Here is a 20,585-nt window from a genome sequence, read left to right on the forward strand (position 1 = left end):
AATGGCCCGGCTATGGGTAAAGACACGGGTCGCAAGCTGATCGCGCAGAACAAGAAGGCGCGGCACGACTACCTCATCCTTGACACGTACGAGGCGGGTCTCGTGCTGACCGGTACCGAGGTCAAGTCGCTCCGCCAGGGGCGGGCCTCGCTGGCCGACGGCTTCGCGCACCTCGACGGCGGCGAGATCTATCTGCACAACGTGCACATCCCGGAGTACTCGCAGGGTACGTGGACGAACCACACCGCGCGCCGCAAGCGCAAGCTGCTGCTGCACCGCGCCGAGATCGACAAGCTGATCGGCAAGACGCAGGAGACCGGGCTGACGATCGTGCCGCTGGCGCTGTACTTCAAGGACGGCCGGGCGAAGGTCGAGATCGCGCTGGCGCGCGGCAAGCGGGAGTACGACAAGCGGCAGACGCTGCGGGAGAAGCAGGACAACCGCGAGGCGCAGAAGGCGATCTCCGCGGCACGGCGCAAGTTCCGCGGCTGACCTGCGCGGACGCGCGCGTGCCGCGGTGGAATACGGTGGCACGGTGTGGCGTTGTTCCAGTAGGCTGTGTCCAGCAGCTCCGCGTGGGTTGCGCACCTTGAAAACACCACATGGGGATGATCGGTTTCGACAGCGGCTGTCGGAGCAGGAGAAGCGAGCCGAGGAAGCGGCCATGATCTCGTTAACCACAGGCCGAAACAAATAATCGCCAACACCAAGCGCGATTCCTTCGCCCTCGCTGCCTAAGTAGCGACTTGCGAAGTGTCAGCCCGGGGGTGTTCCCGACCCGGATCCTGGCATCAGCTAGGGAACTCCACTGCTAGACCCGGTCACGGGGTGTAGCAGGACAAACCACAGTGACTGAGCCCGTCGGAGACTTGTCCGCGTGATCTCCGGGGCCGAGAAAAACGTAGCGGACTGCGCTCGGAGAAGTCCTGTCCCTGCACCGTTGGACGCGGGTTCGATTCCCGCCATCTCCACGAACGCGATAGGCGACGTGTGCCCACGGAAGGCGTGGGCGGGCGTCGCCTTCGTCGTTTCTGCGCGGCTTCGCCTTCGTCGTTTCTGTGTAGCTCCCCCTTCCCGTGCCTGGTCAGAGCGGTGGCGGGGTGTCGGGGAGGCGTTCGATGGCGAGGAGGGCCGCGTCGTCGGCGAGCTGTCGGCCGGCGTGCCGGAGCAGGTCGGCCCGTACCCCCGCGACGAAGCCGTCCAGGTCCTTGTCCGCATGCCGCGCGGCGCTTTCGGCCAGGGGGAAGTAGACCCCGTTCTCGTTGCGGGCCTCGATGAACCCGTCGGTGTACAGCAGCAGCCGCGCCCCGGGGCGGAAGTCGATCGTCTGCGGGACCGGCAGCGTGCCGACGAGGCCGCCGAGCCCGATCGGGAGGCCGGGCCGGTCGGGCAGCTGGCCCGTGACGGTGCCGGAGTTGATGAGCAGCGGCTCGGGGTGGCCCAGGTGCACGATGCGGGCCACGGGCTCCTCGGTCGGGATCTCCACCAGCAGGGCGGTGGTGAAGCGCTCGCTGTACGCCTCGCACGGGTCGTCCCGGTCGATCTCCCGCAGCGCGGTCTCCTCCATCCGCCCGGCGACCTCGCCGATCGTCGGCTCACGGTACGCAGCCTCGCGGAAGCACCCGGTCAGCACGGCGGAGACGCCGACGGCCGGCAGCCCCTTGCCCCGTACGTCCCCGATGAGCACCCGGGCGCCGAACGGGGTCTGCAGCGTCTCGTACAGGTCCCCGCCGATCTGCGCCTCCGCCTCGGCGGCGAGGTAGACGCTGCGCACGGCGAGCCGGTCGATGCGCGGCGGCGGCGGTCGCAGCAGCGCGCGCTGCGCCGCTTCTGCCACCGACCGGACCTGTCTCAGCTCCGCCTCGCGCTTCTCCCGGATGACGGCCGCCACGATGCTGGCCAGGCCCACGGCGGCGGCGGACGCGAGTGTCATGTCGGAGCTGAGGGCGCCCCAGACGTCGTGGTAGACGTTCATCGCCACCGTCAGGGCGACGACGATGGCGGAGATCACGGCGGTGGCCCGTACGGAGATGGTCGCCGCGGCCACCACCGGTGCGGCGACCAGCAGCGGCGCCACCTGCGTCGTGCGCGGGGTCGCGACGTCGATGACCACCGTGATGGCGATGATCAGCACCGGAAACAGGACGAGGGGGACCCGGGACGCGCCGGGAGGAGCGGGGGTCTCGGCGCCTCCGACATCGCGGCGGTGGCCGCCGCGCGGCGGGAGTCGCATGGCGATGGCGTCCTTAGGGCGGTTTGTACCTTATGTTCCGACTCATTCGAGGATATGCCACGTCAGAGGAGGCGACGCCACCACGCGGCCCGATCGGGGGCGGTGGAGTGGCTACGGGGAGGTAGGGCGCGGCGGCGGCAGGGAGCGGGTGCCGTCCCGCGGCGCGGTCAGTGCTCTCCCGGCGCGGCGCGCAGCGCCAGGGCCTCGGGGGCGGTGATCTCCACCTCGCCGCGGGCGTACGTCAGCAGGCCCTCGCGGCGCAGCCCCGACAGCGCGCGGTTCAGGGTCACGCGGGTGACGCCGAGGTGATCGGCCAGGGGCTGCTGGCCGCCGGGCAGGGGGACGCGGGCCGAGTGGAGCCGGGCGGCCTCGGCCAGCAGCCAGGCCGCGAGCCGGGCGGGCGTGGGGAGGGTCGCCGCCGCGGTGAATCGGGTCTGCTGGTCGCGGGCCTGGGCGGCGAGGGTGCGCAGGACGTGGGCGCGTACGGCGGCGGCGCCGTCGACGAGGGCGAGGAAGTCGGCGCGGGGCAGGCTGCGCGCGGTGCTGGGGGTGAGGGCGGTGAACGTGGCGGTGTGGCCGCGGTCGTCGATCACCGCGACCTTGTCCAGCGCGCACGGCCCGGACCACGCCCCGACCCGTACGACGCGGCCGGCCGCGGACACGACGGTGGCGGCGACCCGGCCGTCGAGGAGGAGCAGCAGGTGGCCGGCGGGGTCCCCGGCCGTGCGCAGGACGTCCCCGGCGGCGTAGCGGCGGGGGACGGAGCGGTGCCAGAGGGCGCGGAGGCGGGCAGGGGGGAGGCCGCGGAGCAGCGGTACGCCCCGGAGGACGGCGGCCGGCCCGGCGTCCGGCGAGCCGGGTGCGGCGGTTTGTGCCCTGGCTTTCGGCGTCCCGGGTCCGGCGGCCTGTGCCTCGGTCCCTGCGGTCCCGGGGCCGTCGGCGGGTGCTCCGGCATCCGGCGGCCCGGGAGGCGCAGCCTGCTCCGGCGGTCTCCCGTCGCGTGTATCGGGCGATACAGATCCGCTCACACCCCTGACCGTACCGTCCCCGCCATGCTCGTACTCGAACTGCGCTTCGCCCCCGCCCCCGCCCGCCTCGCGGCCCGGCCCGCCCACCGCGACCGGCTCGTCCGGCTCCAGCGCGACGGGACCCTCCTCGCCGCCGGCCCCTGGGCCGACGACTCCGGGGCCCTGCTCGTCTTCGACGCGACCCGCGACCGGCTCGACGCGCTCATGGCCGACGACCCCTACTACCGCACCGACGGCGTGCAGGTCGTCGGCGTACGCGAGTGGACCCCCGTCGTCGGCCCGTGACTCATCCTCCTGGCCATCCTCCCGGCCCTTCCTGGTTCGTCTCCTGGCCGCGCCCTTGACCTCGACCTTGGTTCACCCGCAACGCTGGCGGCGTGATCCGCCCCCTCGTCCCGCGCGCCTACCGCCCCGTGCTCGCCCACCCCCGGCTGCGCCGCCTGCTGCCCGCCTTCGTGGCCTCGGACTTCGGCGGCGGCATGAGCATGGTCGCCGTGGCGTGGCTGGCCATCGTCATCGCCCCCGAGGGCCGCGAGGGCCTGCTCGTCGGCGCGGCGCTCGCCGCGTACGCGCTGCCGGGGGCGGCGGGTGTCCTGCTCCTCGGGCGGTGGCTGCGGAAGCTGCCCGCGCGCCGGCTGCTCATGGCCAACTGCGCGCTGCGCGGCACCCTGCTGGGGTGCGTCCCTCTGGCCTGGGCCTTCGGGGTCCTGGACCCCGTGACGTACGTCGTGCTGCTCGGCTGCTCGTCGGTGCTGACGGCCTGGGGGAACGCGGGGAAGTTCACGCTGGTCGGCGAGTTGCTGCCGGAGCGGCACCGGCTGGCCGCCAACGCCCTGCTCGGCGCCAGCATGTCCACGAGCATCGTCGCCGGCCCCGCCGCGGCCGGGTTCCTCGCCGCGGCCGTCAGCCCGGCGTGGGTCATCGGCCTGGACGCGCTCACGTACGGGGTGCTCGCGGTGCAGACGGCGCGGCTGGGACCGGGATCCGGGGAGCGCCCCGAGGCGGCGCCCGGGCCCGCCGGCCGCGGGCTGCGGCTCCTCGCCCGACAGCGCGAACTCCTCGCGATCCTCGTCCTCACCTGGCTGTTCTTCGCCCTCTACGGTCCCGTCGAGGTCGCACTCCCGCTCTATGTCACCGGGACGCTCGACGGCGACGCCGGGCTCCTCGGCCTCTTCTGGACCGCCTTCGGCGTCGGCGCGGTCGTCGGCGGGCTGACGGTCGGCGCGCTGCGGCGGCTGCCGCTGTGGCCGGTGACGCTCGGGATCGTCGCGGGCTGGGGTACGACGCTGCTGCTGCCGTACGGGCTCGGGGCCGGAACCGCCGCGGCGATGGCGTGCTTCGCGCTGGGCGGCGCGGTGTACGGCCCGTACCCGGCGCTGTCGTTCACCCTCTTCCAGAACCGCACCCCGCAGGGCTGGCTGACCACGGTGCTCGCGGCGCGCGGCGCGGTGCTGCTCACGTCGACACCGGTCGGGGCGGCGCTCGGGGGACCGCTGGTCGCGGCGTTCGGGGCGCGGGCGGTGCTGGCGGGGTCGGGGGCGGCGACGGTGGGGGTGGCGGCGCTGGGGGCGGGGGTGTGGCTGGCGTCGCGGAGGGCCGGTGCCGTGGCGGAGGCGGGCGACCGGCCGCCCGACGACGACGGGGGACGGGGGGACGGCGCGCAGGCGGCGGTGTGACGTGGGCGGGGGTGCTGTGGCCCGCGCGTGTGCCGGGACCTGCGCGTGGATCCCGGACCTGCGCGCGGACGCCGGGACCTGCGCATGGACGCCGGGGCCTGCGCCTGGGCTGCCGTGACCTGGGCGTACGCGCCGTGGCCTGCCCGTGCCCGCCGTGAACTCTCAGGCCGCCGCCTCCAGTTCCCTCCGCAGCCGCCCGTACGTCGGCGCCAGCCTGCGCAGCACCTCCGCCACCGCGGCGCCGTCCCCGCGCACCAGCGGGTACTGCACCGCTCCCACCAGCCGGGCCTGTTCGCGCAGCACCCCCGCCGCGGCCGGAAGCCCCGCCCGTTCCACGTGTACCGCAGCGTCCGCGAGCCGCCGGGCCCCGACCCGTACGGCGAACGCCTCCATCAGCCCGCGCGCCCCGGCGCCCAGCCGGCCGTGGTCTCCGCCGCCCGGTCCGCCGTCCATACCCGCCTCGACCCGCGCCGCCAGCCTCTCCAGCGCCTCCGCCCCGGCGACCGTCCCCGCCGGCACCGCCCGGTCCGCGCGCCCCGCGAGCCACGCCACCGCGCCCGGCAGCGCCGCCCGTACCGCCGCCACCTCCGTCACCGCACGCACCCTCTCGAACCCCGCCCGCATCACATACGGCTCCGCCGTGTACTCCACCGCCTCCGCCCGCCAGGACGCCAGGAACTCGGGCACGGGCAGCGTCGCGTACGGGTGGCCGTGCGGGTCGTGGAGGAGGACCGTCCGGTCGTCCGCGGCCAGGGCGACCACGTAGTGGTCGTTGCCGTCGTACGGGCTGCCGCCGCCCGGCGGCCCCCAGGGGGTGCCGGGGTGGTACAGCAGCAGGCCCATGTCGACCGGCCCGACCAGCACCGGCCCCCGCGCGCAGGCCTCCCGCAGCCGCGCCATCGCCTCGTCCGCGGACCCGCCGGAGGTGCGGTCGCAGCGCAGGCCGAGCAGGTCGACGGCGTCGTCGAGCCCGATGTCCGGGTCCCAGCCGTACGGGTCGAAGAGCGGGACCGTACCGCCGAGGAGCTGGACGCCGAACGGCGAGCCGGTGAGTGTCTCCACGAGGGAGGGCGAGGGGGCGGGGGTGCCGAGGGTCCCGAGGGACATGACGAGGGAGTTGGCGTAGCAGTAGGGGCCGGAGCCCGTGTAGTCGGTCATGAGTCCAGGCAACTGCCTGACACGGTGGGAGAGTCCAGCGTGCGCGGGGCCGGCTGAGGGGCGGCGGCGGTGTGCGTCGCGGGTACGCGCCCGAGGAGCGTCACCGCGAGCGCGCCCAGCGCCAGCGCGCCGCCCAGCCACAGCACCGACCGCGTGCCGAAGCCGTCGACCATCCGGCCGCCCGTGAACGCACCGAGGGCGATGGCCCCGTTGAACACCGCCACGAACAGCGACGTCGCGCCCTCCCGGGCCCGCGGGGCGGCCATGCCGAGCCACGTCTGCGTACTCACCGACACCCCTCCGTACGCCAGCCCCCACACGACCAGCAGGACCGCCGCACCCGCCACCGACAGCCCGAGCAGCGGCACGAGCAGCAGGGAGCCGGCGAGCGTGGCGCCGATCACCAGCACGGTGCCGCGCAGCCGCCGGCCGACGCGGGCGCCGGCGGCGAAGTTGCCGGCGATACCGGCGATTCCGTACGCCAGGAGGAGGGCGCCGATCATCGACGGCCCGACGCCCGAGAGGTCCTCCAGGATGGGCCGTACATACGTGTACGCGGCGAAGTGGCCCGTGACCAGCAGGAACACCACCGCGAGCCCGGTGGCCACCCGGCTGTTGCCGGCCAGCCGCAGCACCCCGCCGAGCGCGACCGCCTCCTCGGCGGGCAGCGGCGGCAGCAGCACGGCCATGGCCGCGGTCACGAGCAGCGCCAGCCCGGCGACGACGAGGAACGCGGCGCGCCAGCCGACGAGTTCGCCGATGTACGCGCCCGCGGGCACGCCCACGACGGAGGCGACGGCGACGCCGCTGAAGATGAGGGAGGTGGCGGGACCGACGGCCGCCGGGGGCACCAGCCGTACGCCGAGGCCGCCGGCGAGGGACCAGACGCCGCCGAGGCCGATGCCGACGAGCACGCGGGCGGCCATCATGACGGCGAAGCCGGGCGACCAGGCGGCGAGCACGTTGGCCGCGGCCAGGAGCACCATCAGGGAGCAGAGGACGAGGCGCCGGTCGAGCCGGCCGACGGCGGCGGTGACGAGGGGGGCGGAGAAGGCGGCGATGAGGCCGGTGACGGTGAGCGTCAGGCCGGCCGTGCCTTCGCTGACGTACAGCGAACCGCTGATGGGCGTGAGCAGACCGACCGGCAGCATCTCGGACGTGACCACGGTGAAGGTGCCGGCCGCCACGGTCGCCACGGCGGGCCAGCCGCCGGATCCCGGCGCGGGTGGGGATGGGGATGGGGGTGAGGGGGATGAGGGTGCGGACGGCTCGTCGGGTTTTGCCATGGCCTCAGCCAAGCCGGGCGGGAGGGAGGGGAACAAGCGCGAAGTGTTCATGCTTCTATGAGGTGGGCTCATCGAACGGCGGCGCGTGAAGGCGCCGCGCTGAGGGGCGGCACGGCATGGGGAGCGCAGGTCAGGGGGCTGAGGGCGGGAATCCGGCGGCGGTGGGGAGGGTGGAGATCCGCGAGCTGGAGTGCTTCCTGGTCCTCGCGGAGGAGCTGCACTTCGGACGTACCGGCGAACGGCTGTATGTATCGCAGAGCCGGGTCAGTCAGCTCCTCGGCGCGCTGGAACGCCGCGTCGGCGCCCGGCTGGTGGACCGCACCAGCCGCCGGGTCGGGCTGACCCCGGCGGGCGAGGACTTCCTCGCCGCCCTCCGCCCGGCGTACGCGGCGCTGCGGGCGGCGGTCGACGGTGCCAGGGAGCGGGCGCTGGGGGTCGGAGGGCCGCTGCGCATCGGGTTCCAGGGGGTGGTGGGGTACGGATTCATGGACGTGGTCGGGGAGTTCGAGGAGCGGCACCCGGGCTGCACGACGCGGATCACCGAACTCCCGCTGGCGGACCCGTTCGGGGCACTGCACCGGGACGAGGTGGACACGGCGGTGGTGCTGCTGCCGGTGGCGGAGCCGGGGCTGGTGCTGGGCCCGGTGTTCTCGGTGGAACCGCAGTACGCGGCGGCCTCGCGCCGGCACCCCTTCGCCGCCCGCACGGAGGTGGACGCGGAGGACCTGGCGACGACGCCGCTGATCGGCGTGAGCGGCCCGGCCCCGGACTACTGGCGGGAGGCCCAGTCCCCGGCGCACACCCCGGCGGGCACGCCGGTGCCACGGGGCCCGGAGGTGGGGACGCTGCAGGAGGGCTTGTCACAGGTGGCGGCGAACAGGGGGGTGATGCTGCTGTGCAGGCCGACGTCGGAGTACCACCCGCGGGGGGATGTGGTGTATGTGCCGGTGAAGGGGGTGGGGGACTCGGCGCTGGGGTTGGTGTGGCGGGGGGACAGGGAGAACGGGAGGATCCGGGCCTTCGCGGAGGCGGTGAGGGGGAGGCGGTGAGGCGGCGCTCTCTCTGCCGTCTCTAGCCCTCACTCCCGCCCTAGGGTAGGCGCCTGGTCTGACAGCGACGGGGTTCGGCGGGTTGGGGGTTGTCGGGTGTGTGGGGCGGGTGCGTGGTGGGCGTGAGAGCCGGTGTCGGGGGGTTCGGCGTGGGGGTGGGCGGCCTCCGTTGATGTGAACCGGTGTCCGGGGGTGGGGCGAAGGGAGAAGCGGTGTCGTTGGGGCTCCCCCCGGTCCACCCTTCTCCTGAGTGTGCGGGCCTGCGTCCGGCGTCAAGGGCGTTCCCTCCGCTTCGCTGCGGGAACGTCGCTTCGCGATGGGGCTTCGCCCCACCCTTGACCCCGGACTCCGGCCCGTGACAGACCGGCAGCTAAGGGTGGCCCGGGGGGAGCGGCGCCCCTTGAATCTCCTACGTGCCGGTCCCCGGCCGACGTGGGCCGGCCGGTCGGTGCCGGGGGCGCCCGGCACGCGGACGACCGCTGTTCCGGGGGGTGAACTGAGTGGGGGCCCCCGCTCAGACGTCGACGCCCGGTTCGGCGGGGCCGTGCCGTGTGGGGAGAAGCCCAGTCCGTCGGCGTGCGCTTCGGGCAAGAACCGGGGCACGGCTGCGAGTTCGTATCGAGGGGCGCATGGACGTTGGAGAGGGCTTCGGACCCGTGTGGGCGTAGCGGTGGCGGAAATGGAGCAAAAGTCGGCCCACGAGGGCGTTTTGCCCGGGTTTATAGGTTCGGATACCTCGAGTTTGTGCCGGTGTCGTGCGCTAGGCGGCTGAATCGCTCATCGAGTGCTTCCCGTGAGGCGAAACTCGGCCTGCGTGGGTGATTTGGGGTAGTTCAGGAGGGGGATTTCCGGGGATTCATACCTATTTTGCTACGGCAGCGTCGTCCTTGTCCCGATGCCCCCGGCGCCGACCAGCCGGCCCACGTCGGCCGGGGGTCGGTGCGTACGGGGTTCAAGGGGTGCCGCTCCACCCCCCGCCCACGCCCCCTTCCTCCGCGCTACCGTGGGCGTTCACCGCCTGGTGTGCCTCCATCGAACAGGAGCAGGCCGTGTCCGACTCCTCCTCCTACGCCTGGGAACCCACAGGGCGGCCAGGCGACTTCGGTCCGTTGGCTCCCTGGACTCTGGAGCAGACCACCTACCTCGCGGCCACCAGCACCCCCGTCCGCTGCCTGCCCGTCGTCCTGCAAGGCCACGTCATCGGGTACCTCTGGGCCTCCGCGACCGAAGGCGCCGCCTCCTACGTCGGCCGAGCAGGCACCGGAGCGGTCGGGTTCGACGCCGGCGGGCCGTGGCATCGGCGGCTCGAAGAAGCCTGGGGTGCCGGCTTCTCCGCGTGGGAGGCCCTGCAACTCTGGGTCGGCGAACCGGAAGACCCCCGCGCGGGTGCGATCCCCGCCGACGCCGAGACGCTGGTCCTGCCCGACTCCCAAGCCGCGCGCGGCCTCGCCAGCCACGCCGACAGCTACGACCGCCTGCCCTGACGGCGGCGGACGAGCAGACCTGCCCCCGGTTCCCGGACGTGCATCCAACCGGCCGACAGCGCGCGCCCAGGCCCCCCGGACCTGGGACTCCAACCGGCCCGCCCCGGCGCGGGGGCCGGGCCGGTCACCGTTTCGTACTCCCGCCCCCTACCTGATGTTCCTCGTGTCCGCCTCCACCTCCGCCAGGTACTCCTCCATCGTCACCGGCCTCCCCCGCACCCCCGGCCGCCGTTCCCACGGCCGCGGTCCCTCCGGGCGGCGGTACTCCACCCCCAGCGCCTCCAGCCGCTCCAGGTGGTGCGCCAGCCGTTCCGCGAAGGCCGCACCGTCCCGTGACGGCGCGCACCACACCGTCTCCGCGAACGCGCTCATCCGCGGGAACGCCTGGTAGTCCAGTGCCCGGACGTTGTCGATCGCCTCCGTCCACAGGCCGCACTGCGCGCCGATGACCAGCTCCGCCGCCGGCGTGCCCCGCAGTTCCTCCGGGACCGGTTCGAAGGCGTAGACCTCCTCCACCGGGAGGACCGTGCCCACCGGGACCGGTTCGTCCGCGGAGTCCGAGGCGCGGTAGTCGAGGTAGACCTGGCGTGCCGGGCTGGTGATCACCTGGTGGCCCTCGCGGGCCGCCCGGACCGCGCCGTGGTTGTCCCGCCACGACACGATCGTCGCCGCCGGCGGCAGGCCGCCCTCCAGGATCTCGTCCCAGCCGAGCAACTGCCGCCCGCGCGCCTCCAGGTGGTCCGAGACCTGCCGGATGAACCAGCTCTGCAGCTCGTCCTCGTTGCGCAGCCCCAGCTCCGCCATCCGCGCCTGCGCCGCCTCGCTCGCCTTCCACTGGTCCTTCGGGCACTCGTCGCCGCCGACGCAGATGATCGGGCTGGGGAACAGCTCGATCACCTCGTCGAAGACGTTCCGTACGAAGTCCAGCGTGCCGTCGGAGACGTTGAGGATGTTCGACTTCACGCCCCAGCCCGTCTCCACCGCCAACTGCGCGCCGGTGTTGCCCAGTTCGGGGTACGCCGTGATGGCGGCCTGCGTGTGCCCCGGCACGTCGACTTCCGGTACGACGAGGATGTGCCGGGCCGCCGCGTACGCGACGATCTCGCGGATGTCGTCCTGCGTGTAGTAGCCGCCGTGCGGCCGGCCGTCGCCCGTCTCGTTCCAGCCGGGCTTCGACTCCGTGCGCCAGGAGCCGATCTCCGTCAGCCGCGGGTAGCGCTTGACCTCCAGCCGCCAGCCCTGGTCGTCGGTGAGGTGGAAGTGGAGCACGTTCAGCTTGTGCAGCGCCATCTGGTCGAGCACGCGCAGCACGTCGCGCTTGGTGAAGAAGTGCCTGGCCACGTCCAGCAGGACCCCCCGCCAGGCGAACCGCGGCCGGTCCTCGATCTCGACGCAGGCCAGCTCCCACGGGCCCTCGTCGAGCGCGGTACGGCGCAGGGTGTGCGGCGGCAGGAGCTGGCGCAGCGTCTGCACGCCGTAGAAGGCGCCGGCCGGGCCGCCCGCGGCGATGCGGATGCCGTCCGGGGTGATCGTCAGGCGGTACGCCTCCGTATCGGGCCCAGTCACCGGTGCAGTCCCCGGTGCAGTCCCCGGCTCAGTCCCTGATCCAGCCCCGGCCCCCGGCCCCGCGGCCAGGTCCGGGTCCAGGGCCAGCTCTATCCCGCCCCGCCCCGGCGGCAGCGTGCAGCCCGTCCCGGGCAGCAGCTGTTCGCGCAGGACGCGGGCGACCGGGACGAGCGCCGGATCGGCGACGTGCAGCGGGGTGTCCGGGCCCAGGGCGTACGAACCCGGGCGGGGGGAGCTGCGCGACGGCGTGGGGATGATCAAGGTCGTTCTCCGTTCGACGGGTTGACGCTGGCGTTCTCCACTCCATATAAAGGGCTCCATCGTAAATATGTAAAGGACTCCATCGTTAGTCGTTCCGGCTGGTGGTGGGCTCCGGGAGGGGCGTGGCGCATGGCATCGGCAGCGGAGCTCGGCGGGGACCTGTCCCGGCTGCGGCATCTCAACTCGCTGGCGGTCGTGGACGTCCTGCGCGGCGCCGAGCCGCTCACGCTCACCGCCGTCGCCGAGCGGACCGGCCTGTCGCGGCCGTCCACCAAGGACGTCGTCGGCCAGCTCGTGGAGCTGGGCTGGGTCGAGGAGATGGGGCCCGCGCAGGGCACCGTCGGGCGGCCCGCGCGGCGGTACCGGTTCCGTGCCGACGCCGGGCACGTCGCCGGCATCGACATCGGCGTGCACAGCGTGCGCGCCGCCATCGCCGACCTCGACGGCACCGTCCACGCCCAGACCCACCGCACCGTCGGCCCCGGCACCCCCGTCGACGACCGCATCGCCGCCGCCGACGGGGCCGTCGCCGACTGCCTGGCAGCCGTGGGGCTGCGGCGTACGGACCTGTGGGCCGTCGGCGCCGGCACCACCGGCATCGTGGACCGCGCCGGCAGGGTGCAGTACTGCGCCGGCGTCGCGAACTGGACCGGCGTCGACCTCGCCGACCGCATCGGCGCGCTCTTCCCCTGCGCCGTGCAGATCGACAACGACTCCCGCCTCGCCGCACTCGCCGAGCGCGAGTGGGGCGTGGCCAAGGGCGTCGACGACACCGTCTTCCTGCACGCCGGCCGGCGCACCGGCGCCGCGCTGGTCGTCGGCGGGCAGGTGCACCGCGGCTTCGGCGGCGTCGCCGGCGAGGTCGGCATGCACCCCGTGACGCACTGGGTCACCGCCGCCTCGTACCTCCACGACTGCCCGGCCGTCCCCCCGGACGTGCCCCAGAGCGACGCCGCCAAGCACACCTTCGCCGCCGCCCGCGGCGGCGACCCCATCGCCGTGGCGGCCGTCGAGCGGTACTGCGACGACCTGGCGCTGGGCACCTCGGCGATGGTCATGACCCTCGACCCCGAACTGGTCGTCCTCGGCGGCGCCTTCTCCCGGGCCGCCGACGTGCTGCTGCCGCGGCTGCGGCGGCGGCTGGAGGACGTGTGCCTGCGGGTGCCGGAGCTGCGCGCCTCCGCCCTCGACGAGGAGTGCGTCGCCGTCGGCGCCATCGGGCGGGCCGTGGCCCATCTGGACGGGGAGCTGTTCGGCGGTGCCGCCGGGCAGATCGTCCCGCTCCACGACCTCGCCCCCGCGGGCGCGAGGACCCCGCAGTCCCCAGGCCACCCGGGCGATCAGCGCCACCCGGGCGTGCAGGCCCAGCGGCGCGATCCGGGCGATCAGGGCGCCCCGGGACCTGACCGAGCAGCAGGAGGTGCCCGTTGACGACGACGCCCCGCACCGAGGCGACCGCCGATCCCGTACGGAACGAAGGCGGCGCCCCGCCGACGTCCCCCGCACCCCGGGCCGGCACCGCGCCGCCTCCCGTGAGCCCGCTGCGCGCCCTGTGGCGGCGGACCGTCCCCGTCCGCTGGCTGGCGCCGAGCACCCTGCTCATCGCGGCCGTGATCGTCTTCCCGGCGATCTACATGGTCGGGATGTCCTTCGTCGAGATCAACCGCATCGGCCTGACCGACGGCTTCGCCGGCCTGGAGAACTACCGCAGCCTCTTCGCCGAGGACGAACTCCCCGGCGTCGTCGGCAACACCCTCCTGTGGGTGCTGGTCGTCGTCGGCCTCACGGTCCTGGCCTCCCTCGCCCTCGCGCAGTTCCTCGCCAAGGACTTCTTCGGCCGCCGCTTCGTCCGGCTCGCGCTGATCGTGCCGTGGGCGACGTCCCTGGTCATGACCGCCACCGTCTGGCGCTTCATCTACGAGGGCGGGAACGGCCTGCTCAACCGGCTGCTGATGGATCTGAAGATCCTCGACTCGCCGGTGGACTGGTACAAGGACCCGGACATCGCCTTCTACTCGCTGATGGCGGTCGGGATCATCACCTCGATCCCCTTCACGGCGTACGTCCTGCTCTCCGGGCTGCAGACCATCCCCGGCGAGCTGATGGAGGCCGCGAAGATCGACGGCGCAGGGCCGTGGACCACCTGGCGCCGCGTGACGCTGCCGATGCTGCGGCCCTCGCTGACGGTCGCGCTCGTGCTCAACATGCTGCACGTCTTCAACGCCTTCGCCCTGATCTGGGTGATCATGGGCAAGACGGCCGGCAACCACGCCGACACCTCCGTCACGTTCATGTACAAGATCGCCTTCACCGGCCGGCTCGACACCGGCGAGGCCGCCGCCCTCGGCGTGCTCAACGTGATCGCGATCAGCCTCCTCATCGCCGTGCTCATCCGGCTCCTCAAGGGCCGCGCTCCCGCCGCGTACGGCAAGGAGCGCGCGGGCGGCGAGGCCGCCGAGGCCCTCGGCCGCCGCACACGGCTCGCCTCCGCAGCCCTCGCCCGCGCCGTACGTCCCGTGACCGGGCCGCTGGCCGCCGGGTGGCGGCGGGTGCGGCACATCGGGCTGCCGCTCGCCGGGCTGTGCGTCGCGCTGTTCTTCCTCGCGCCGTACATCGCGATGTTCCTCGGCTCGCTGAAGACCGACGCCGAGCTGTTCCAGGTGCCCGCCGACTACCTGCCCGACGAGTGGGCCTGGTCCAACTACGCCGACGTGTGGGACAAGATCCCGCTGGCCGGCTACTTCCGGGTCAGCCTCGTCGTCGCGCTGGTCTCCACCGCCGTGGTGCTGCTGATCGCCGCGCCCGCCGCGTTCATCCTGGCCCGGACGAACTTCCGCGGCCGGGGCGCGTTCCTCGGCCTCGTGCTGGTCTCCCAGATGTTCCCCGCGGTGGCGCTGCTCATCGGCCTGTACCGGGAGGCGGTCTTCACCGGCGGGATCCACAGCTACTGGTTCATCATCGCGGTCAACTGCGCCTTCAACATCGCCTTCGCGATCTGGATCCTGCACACCCAGTTCAGCTCCATACCCCTGGAGATAGACGAGGCGGCGATGCTCGACGGGCTCGGCCGCTTCCGGATCATGGTGCGGATGGCGCTGCCGCTCGCGGCGCCCGCGCTCATCACCGTCACGATCTTCACGTTCATCCAGGTCTGGAACGAGTTCGTCATCTCGCTGACCGTCTTCAACGAGCCCACCGAGAACCGGGTGCCGCTCACCGTCGGCGTGCAGCAGTTCGTGGGCCTGTACGAGACGAACTACCAGTACCTCTTCGCCGCCTCCCTGATGGCGATCGTGCCCGCGGTGATCCTGTTCGCGCTCATCGAGCGGTACCTGGTGAGCGGCCTGACGAAGGGCAGCACGAAATGAGCCACCCCACGCCCGGCAGAAGGCCCGGCAGAAGGGCCGTCCTGCGCACCGGCGGCGCGCTCGCCTCCGCCTCCGCGCTCGGCGCGCTGGCGGCGGCCTGCGGCCGGCCCATCGCGGCCGGCGACCCGAACTCCATCAAGGTCGTCATCGCGCAGTACACCGACGGCACGCAGCCGTACTGGCGCAAGCTCGTCGCGAAGTTCGAGGACAGGAACCCCGGCAAGAGCATCAAGCTGCAGATCATCGACTGGGGCAACCTGCAGACCCAGATCAACACGATGGTGCAGACCGGACAGCTCCCCGACATCGCCAACCTCAACCTCTTCGCCGACTACGCCGACGCCGACCTGCTGCACCCCGCCGAGGACGTCCTCACCCCCGAGGTCTACGGCGACTTCATGCCCGCCTTCGCCGAAAACGCCTCCTTCCGGGGCCGGCAGTACGCGCTGCCGTTCCTCGCCACCGTCAACGGCATGTACTACAACAAGGGGATCCTGCGCGAGGCCGGCTTCGACGGGCCGCCGGAGACCCGCGACCAGTTCCTCGACGCCGTCGACCGGATCAAGGCGCTGCCCGGGAAGTACGTCCCGTACGGGCTGGCCCTCGGCATCGAGTCCGGGCACTACGAGTTCGGCACCTGGGCCCGCGCCAACGGCGGCGGCTGGACCGCGAACGGCAAGTGGGCCATCGACAGCGACCGCAACGTCGAAACGCTCGGCTTCCTCCAGGACCTCAGCAAGCGCGGCTACACCCAGCCCAACCCCGGCCAGACCAACCGCCCCGACGGCACCTGGCCGCTGTTCGCCCAGGGCAAGGCCGCGATGGTCTACGGCGCCTTCGGCGCGCGGGCGTTCCTGGACCTGATCGAGAAGGGCGACGTCGACTACGGGCTCGCGGTGCACCCGGTCAGCCACGGCGCTGAACCCGTCGCGCACGGGATCCAGGACTACCTGATGGCGTTCAAGAAGTCCGGCAACCGCGAGCTGGTCCGCGACTTCCTCAGCTTCTTCTACCGGCCCGACAACTACGTGCCGTACCTGAAGACCGAGGGCCTGCTGCCGACGACGAAGTCCGCGGTGGACGTGCTCAAGGACGACCGGAACGTCGGCCGGTACGTGGGGATGACCGGCCGGGCCCGGTTCGACCCCACGACGCGGCCGGTCTGGGCGGAGCTGCTCGGGGTGATGGGCAACGACCTGGGCAAGGCCGTCAGCCAGAACTCGGCGCCGGAGAAGGTGCTCCGCGAGTTCCAGTCCATCGCCGTCTCCGGGGACTGAGCGCCCCGGGACCGAACACTCCGGGGAGTCCCCGGGGACCTGCAAGCCCCGACGCCGCCGGCCCGTGGTGCCCTGAGCCGGCGGCGTCGGATCCAGCGTCCGCGGCGGGCGGCCGTCCTCCCGCCCGCCGCGGACACCCGACTTGGGCCCGGTTCAGCGCAGCGAGAAGTCCGCGACGCGCACCCCCTCGCCCGGCACCAGGTACACGTCCCGCCGCCCGGCCGCGCCCCGCAGCGCCGCCGTCACCTCCCTGTACGCGTACCGCGACCCCGTGCCCGGCACCGCCGCCTCACCCGCGACCGGGCCGTCCGGCGCGTCCAGCCGCAGCTGGAGTGTGCCCGTGCCCGGCGACTCCTTCGCCACCCGCGCCGTGAGCCGCCGCGCCCCGCGCCGCAGGTCCGCGTCCGCGAACAGCAGCCACGCGCCCGCCGACTCCGCCCCCACCGCCGTGCCCCGCGGCTTCGACTCGTCGACCAGCCGCACGCCCGCGTAGTCGTCGAAGTTCTCCGCCCGCGTCGTACGAGCGAGGTCCCGCGGCGGCACCGTCTCGCCGTCGACGGCCAGCTCCGCCCGCGCCCTGATGTCCCCGGACGAGGCGCCGACGAGCACGTCGTACGTGCTGCGCTCCACCACCCAGCGCTCCCGGGTGACGTCCCAGTGCGCCAGCGCCTCGCGCGCCAGCGGCAGCGTCACCGTCCGCGTCTCGCCGGGCCGCAGCGACACCTTCGCGAACGCCTGGAGCTTCTTCAGCGGCTGCTTCACCCGCGAGTCGCGCTGGCGCGTGTAGAGCTGCACGACCTCCGCGCCCGTCCGCCGGCCGGTGTTGGTGACCGCCACCGCGACGGCGCCGCGCAGCAGCCGCGGGCGGCTGTAGCGGAAGGCGGTGTAGGACAGGCCGTGGCCGAAGGGGTAGAGCACGTCGCCGGTGAAGTACTGGTACGTGCGCTCGTACTTGATGTTGTCGTACTCCAGGATCGGCGGCAGGTCCGCCGCCGACCGGTACCAGGTCTGGGTCAGCCGGCCCGCCGGGTTCACGTCCCCGAACAGCACGTCCGCGAGCGCGCGGCCCGTCTCCTGGCCCGCGTGGGTCGTCCACACCAGCGCCGGGACGTGCTCCTGCTCCCAGGTCAGCGTCGTGGGGTAGCTGTTCTCGACCACGACGACGGTCCTGGGGTTGGCGGCGAGCACCGCCCGTACCAGCGCCGACTGGGTGTCGGCCAGGCCCATGTCCTCGCGGTCGTCGGTCTCGCGGGCGTTGATGAACGGCATCGAGCCGACCACGACGATGGCGACCTCCGCGGCGCGCGCCGCGGCGACCGCCTCGCCGATGCCGTCGCGAAGCGTTTCGACGACGTAGCGGGACGCCTCGGCGGCGGTGCCGAGGACGAGGCCGCCGTCCTCGTCCCGGGCACGGAGGTAGACGGCGTCGCCCAACCAGTTCTCGTAGCCGGCGTAGCGCAGCACCACCGTGCCGTCGTCCTGCTCCTCCGGCCGGAACAGCTGTGAGACGAACCAGCCGTTGGGCTGGTCCTGGTCGTTGTAGAACTGGCCGTCGCGCAGGCCGACGACCTTGCCGTTGGCGAGGGCCCGCAGCGTGACGATGCCCTCGCCCCAGCCGAAGACGTCGAACTGCTCGGTCTCGCCCGTCGCCGTCGCGCTCTCCGCCAGCGCCGCCCCCTCCGCGCCGCTGCCCGCGCTGACGTAGCGGCCGGTCGCGGCGTTCTTCAGCGCGATACGGTCGACGCCCTCGCTCGTGGCCACCTCGGCGCCCGCGCCGAGGTGGTCGGCGATGCCCTTCAGCGGCGTGATCGCGTACGGCAGGCTGCCCGAGTACCAGTCGGTGTACAGGGTGTCGGCCAGCGGGCCGACGACCGCGACCTTCCGCAGCGTACGGGCGTCGAGCGGCAGCGCGCCGCCGTCGTTCTTCAGCAGCACGATCGCCTCGGCGGCGGTGCGGCGGGCCAGCCCGCGGTGCGCGGGGCTGTCGATGACGCTCTTGTCGAGGTGCCCGTACGGGCCGCCGTCCGCGGCGAAGTCGCCGAGGCGGGCGCGGATGTCGAGGATGTGGCGTACGGCGGTGTCGACGTCCGCCTCGGTGAGCAGGCCCTGCGCGAGCGCTTCCCTGACGGCGGCCGCGGTCGGGCCGCCGTCGGTGTCGTCGGTGGTGAAGCTGTCGACGCCGGCCCTGAGGATGGCGGCGTCGGCCTCGGCGAGGGTGTCGAAGTACTTCTGCGAGCCGGTCGCCGGGAGGTTGTTGGGGGCCCAGGCGTCGGTGACGTTGAGGAGGGTGCGGTCGGTCCAGGTGCGTACCGAGGCGTTCAGGTCGGTGACCGTGCAGGGGCGGCCGTTGACGAGGTTGTACGCGGTCATGACGCCGCACGCCGCGTCGGCGGAGATCGCCGCCCGGTACGCCGGCTCCTCGTATTCCTTCAGCACCCGCGGGCGCAGGTCGGAGGAGGTCTGGTCGCGGCGTACCTCGTTGTTGTTGGCCAGGTAGTGCTTGACGAGGGGCGCCGTCTTGAGGTTGTCGGGGTCACCGCCGGTGAGCCCGCGCGCGTAGGCCGTGGAGATCACGCCGGTGAGGTACGGATCCTCGGAGTAGCCCTCCTCGTTGCGGCCCCAGCGCGGGTCGCGCAGCAGGTTGACGACCGGTGCCCACACGTTCAGACCCCAGCCGGCGGGGCGTTCGTGCTGGAGGCCGCGCACTTCGTCGCCGACGGCCTCGCCGACCTCGCGGATCAGCGCCGGGTTCCAGGTGGCGGCGAGGCCGACGGCCTGGGGGAAGACGGTGGCGGGGCCGAGCCAGGCCAGGCCGTGCAGCGCTTCGGTGCCGGTGCGGAACGCCTTCATCCCGAGCCGGGGGATCGCGGGTTGCCACTGGTGGAGCAGGGATATCTTCTCGTCCAGGGTGAGTTCGGCCAGCAGTTCGCGGACCTTGCCGGCGGCGGCAGTGGCGCCGGTGGGCGTGGCCGCGGCCGCGGCGGTGCCGGTGAGCGCCGCGGCGAGTGGGCCGGCCAGCGGAAGGGCCAGCGGGGCGGCGAGAACAGTTCTTCGTTTCACGTGCGCGACTCCTTCTGATCAAGTCGAATCGCTTCGACCACGAGATGAGTGAGTTGCTCCGTTCCGTAGCGCGCGCCCCCGCGGTGCCTAGCCGCCGCGCGGCGCCGTCGTCGCCCGCCGGGTCAGCCACGGCGGCAGCATCGTCGCCTCCGGCACCTCCAGGCCGTCGAGCTTGCGCATCAGCAGCTCCACGGCCCGCGCCCCGATCCGCGCGGTCGGCACCGCCACCGACGAGATCGGCAGCGGCGCCTGCTCCGCCAGCTCGTCCGGGCAGATCGCCACCACCGACAGGTCCTCCGGCACCCGCAGCCCGAGCCGTCGGAACGCTTCGATGAGCGGCTGCACCACCGGCTCGTTGTGCACCACGACCCCGGTCAGCTCCGGGTGCTCCCGCAGCAGCCGCTCCGCCATCGCCTGCGCCGCCGCCGGCGTCGCCTCGCACGGGTGCACCGTCGACGTCAGCCCGCGCTCGTCCGCCGCCGCGGTGAAGCCCTGCGTGACGCGCTGCGCGAAGCCCGTCCGGCGCAGGTACACCTCCGGCGGCGAGCCGACCAGCGCCACGCACCGGTGCCCCAGCTCCGCCAGATGCGTCACGCACGCCCCGCCCGCCGCCGCGAAGTCCAGGTCGATGCAGGTCAGTCCGGCGGGCTCGGCGGGGAAGCCGATGAGCACCGAGGGCCGGTCCAGGGCCCGCAGCAGCGGCAGCCGGGCGTCGTGCAGCTGCACGTCCATGACGATCAGCGCGTCGACCAGCGCCGTGTCCGCCACCCGGCGCAGCCCCTCCTCGCCCTCCTCCTGGGTGAGCAGCAGCACGTCGTGGTCGTGCTGCCGCGCCGTCGTCACCACCGACACCGCGAACTGCATGACCACCGGCACATGGATCCCGCTGCGGAACGGGACGACCAGCGCCAGCACGTTGGACCTGCTGCTCGCGAGCGCCCGGGCGCCGGCGTGCGGGCGGTAGCCCAGTTCGCGGATGCTCGCCTCGATGCGCTCCCGGGTCTCCGCGGAGATCGGGCGCTTGCCGCTGAGCGCGTACGAGACGGTGCTCGGCGACACCCCGGCGTGCCGGGCCACATCGGTGATCTTGACCATCAACTCCCCCTGCTTGCCGCGCCGGCCGTTCGACATGCCGGACA

Annotated in this window: 15 protein-coding genes and 1 other RNA gene; 9 read left to right on the forward strand and 7 right to left on the reverse strand. The window is 73.3% G+C overall.

Translation table 11 applies throughout. From position 1 onward, the window contains the following. The first annotated feature begins 12 nt into the window (after positions 1-12). Both smpB and ssrA read left to right on the forward strand, forming a co-directional pair. Entirely contained in the window at positions 13-492 is a 480-nt protein-coding gene (gene smpB / locus LG396_RS27835) for an SsrA-binding protein SmpB (protein WP_018840488.1), read from the forward strand. A gap of 112 nt (positions 493-604) precedes the next feature. Further along, positions 605-974, forward strand: a transfer-messenger RNA (tmRNA) gene (ssrA, locus tag LG396_RS27840). A gap of 110 nt (positions 975-1,084) precedes the next feature. Here ssrA and LG396_RS27845 read toward each other — a convergent pair. Together LG396_RS27845 and LG396_RS27850 are read right to left on the reverse strand one after the other, a co-directional pair. Beyond that, positions 1,085-2,233, reverse strand: coding sequence for a PP2C family protein-serine/threonine phosphatase (locus LG396_RS27845; RefSeq protein WP_225796867.1), 1,149 nt, complete (start codon positions 2,231-2,233; stop codon positions 1,085-1,087). 167 nt (positions 2,234-2,400) lie between these two features. Beyond that, complete coding sequence (locus LG396_RS27850; protein WP_225796868.1) at positions 2,401-3,261, reverse strand: Crp/Fnr family transcriptional regulator; 861 nt, start codon at positions 3,259-3,261, stop codon at positions 2,401-2,403. Positions 3,262-3,285: 24 nt separating this feature from the next. Between LG396_RS27850 and LG396_RS27855 the strand changes: the two genes are divergently transcribed. Together LG396_RS27855 and LG396_RS27860 are read left to right on the forward strand one after the other, a co-directional pair. Further along, positions 3,286-3,546: a YciI family protein gene (locus LG396_RS27855; RefSeq protein ID WP_225796869.1), complete on the forward strand. Its 261-nt coding sequence runs from the start codon at positions 3,286-3,288 to the stop codon at positions 3,544-3,546. A gap of 92 nt (positions 3,547-3,638) precedes the next feature. After that, on the forward strand, positions 3,639-4,937 hold the full coding sequence (locus tag LG396_RS27860; protein WP_225796870.1) for an MFS transporter: 1,299 nt from the start codon (positions 3,639-3,641) through the stop codon (positions 4,935-4,937). Positions 4,938-5,099: 162 nt separating this feature from the next. On the opposite strand, the gene LG396_RS27865 is transcribed toward LG396_RS27860, so the two are convergent. Together LG396_RS27865 and LG396_RS27870 are read right to left on the reverse strand one after the other, a co-directional pair. Then, positions 5,100-6,095, reverse strand: a complete 996-nt coding sequence (locus tag LG396_RS27865) for a YobF C-terminal domain-containing protein (RefSeq protein WP_225796871.1) — start codon at positions 6,093-6,095, stop codon at positions 5,100-5,102. Further along, a complete protein-coding gene (locus LG396_RS27870) occupies positions 6,092-7,291 on the reverse strand; it encodes an MFS transporter (protein ID WP_225796872.1) in 1,200 nt (399 codons plus the stop codon). Before LG396_RS27870 ends, LG396_RS27865 begins: the two co-directional genes overlap by 4 nt. Before the next feature lie 251 nt (positions 7,292-7,542). On the opposite strand from LG396_RS27870, the gene LG396_RS27875 reads away from it, so the two are divergent. Further along, on the forward strand, positions 7,543-8,430 hold the full coding sequence (locus tag LG396_RS27875) for a LysR family transcriptional regulator (protein WP_225796941.1): 888 nt from the start codon (positions 7,543-7,545) through the stop codon (positions 8,428-8,430). A gap of 1,049 nt (positions 8,431-9,479) precedes the next feature. After that, complete coding sequence (locus LG396_RS27880) at positions 9,480-9,914, forward strand: hypothetical protein (protein WP_225796873.1); 435 nt, start codon at positions 9,480-9,482, stop codon at positions 9,912-9,914. A 147-nt stretch (positions 9,915-10,061) separates the two neighbouring features. Here LG396_RS27880 and LG396_RS27885 read toward each other — a convergent pair whose 3' ends face one another. After that, a complete protein-coding gene (locus LG396_RS27885; RefSeq protein ID WP_225796874.1) occupies positions 10,062-11,741 on the reverse strand; it encodes a beta-N-acetylhexosaminidase in 1,680 nt (559 codons plus the stop codon). A gap of 129 nt (positions 11,742-11,870) precedes the next feature. On the opposite strand from LG396_RS27885, the gene LG396_RS27890 reads away from it, so the two are divergent. Genes LG396_RS27890 through LG396_RS27900 form a run of 3 tightly spaced genes read left to right on the forward strand, consistent with a single transcriptional unit; the run spans position 11,871 to position 16,386 of the window. Next, on the forward strand, positions 11,871-13,172 hold the full coding sequence (locus LG396_RS27890; RefSeq protein WP_037753101.1) for an ROK family transcriptional regulator: 1,302 nt from the start codon (positions 11,871-11,873) through the stop codon (positions 13,170-13,172). Then, positions 13,169-15,109, forward strand: coding sequence for an ABC transporter permease (locus LG396_RS27895; protein WP_225796875.1), 1,941 nt, complete (start codon positions 13,169-13,171; stop codon positions 15,107-15,109). The genes LG396_RS27890 and LG396_RS27895 overlap by 4 nt, the downstream gene beginning before the upstream one ends. After that, entirely contained in the window at positions 15,106-16,386 is a 1,281-nt protein-coding gene (locus LG396_RS27900) for an extracellular solute-binding protein (protein ID WP_225796876.1), read from the forward strand. Before LG396_RS27895 ends, LG396_RS27900 begins: the two co-directional genes overlap by 4 nt. Before the next feature lie 153 nt (positions 16,387-16,539). Here LG396_RS27900 and LG396_RS27905 read toward each other — a convergent pair whose 3' ends face one another. Beyond that, positions 16,540-19,446 carry a glycoside hydrolase family 3 protein gene (locus LG396_RS27905; RefSeq protein ID WP_225796877.1) on the reverse strand — a complete coding sequence of 969 codons (2,907 nt, stop codon included), beginning with the start codon at positions 19,444-19,446 and terminating at the stop codon, positions 16,540-16,542. 87 nt (positions 19,447-19,533) lie between these two features. Next, the gene (locus LG396_RS27910) at positions 19,534-20,577 is read right to left on the reverse strand and encodes a LacI family DNA-binding transcriptional regulator (protein WP_225796878.1); all 1,044 of its coding nucleotides are present in this window, start codon (positions 20,575-20,577) and stop codon (positions 19,534-19,536) included. Between the last annotated feature and the right edge of the window lie 8 nt (positions 20,578-20,585).

The sequence above is a fragment of the Streptomyces aculeolatus genome (assembly GCF_020400605.1).
GTDB classification, from domain to species: Bacteria; Actinomycetota; Actinomycetes; order Streptomycetales; family Streptomycetaceae; genus Streptomyces; species Streptomyces aculeolatus.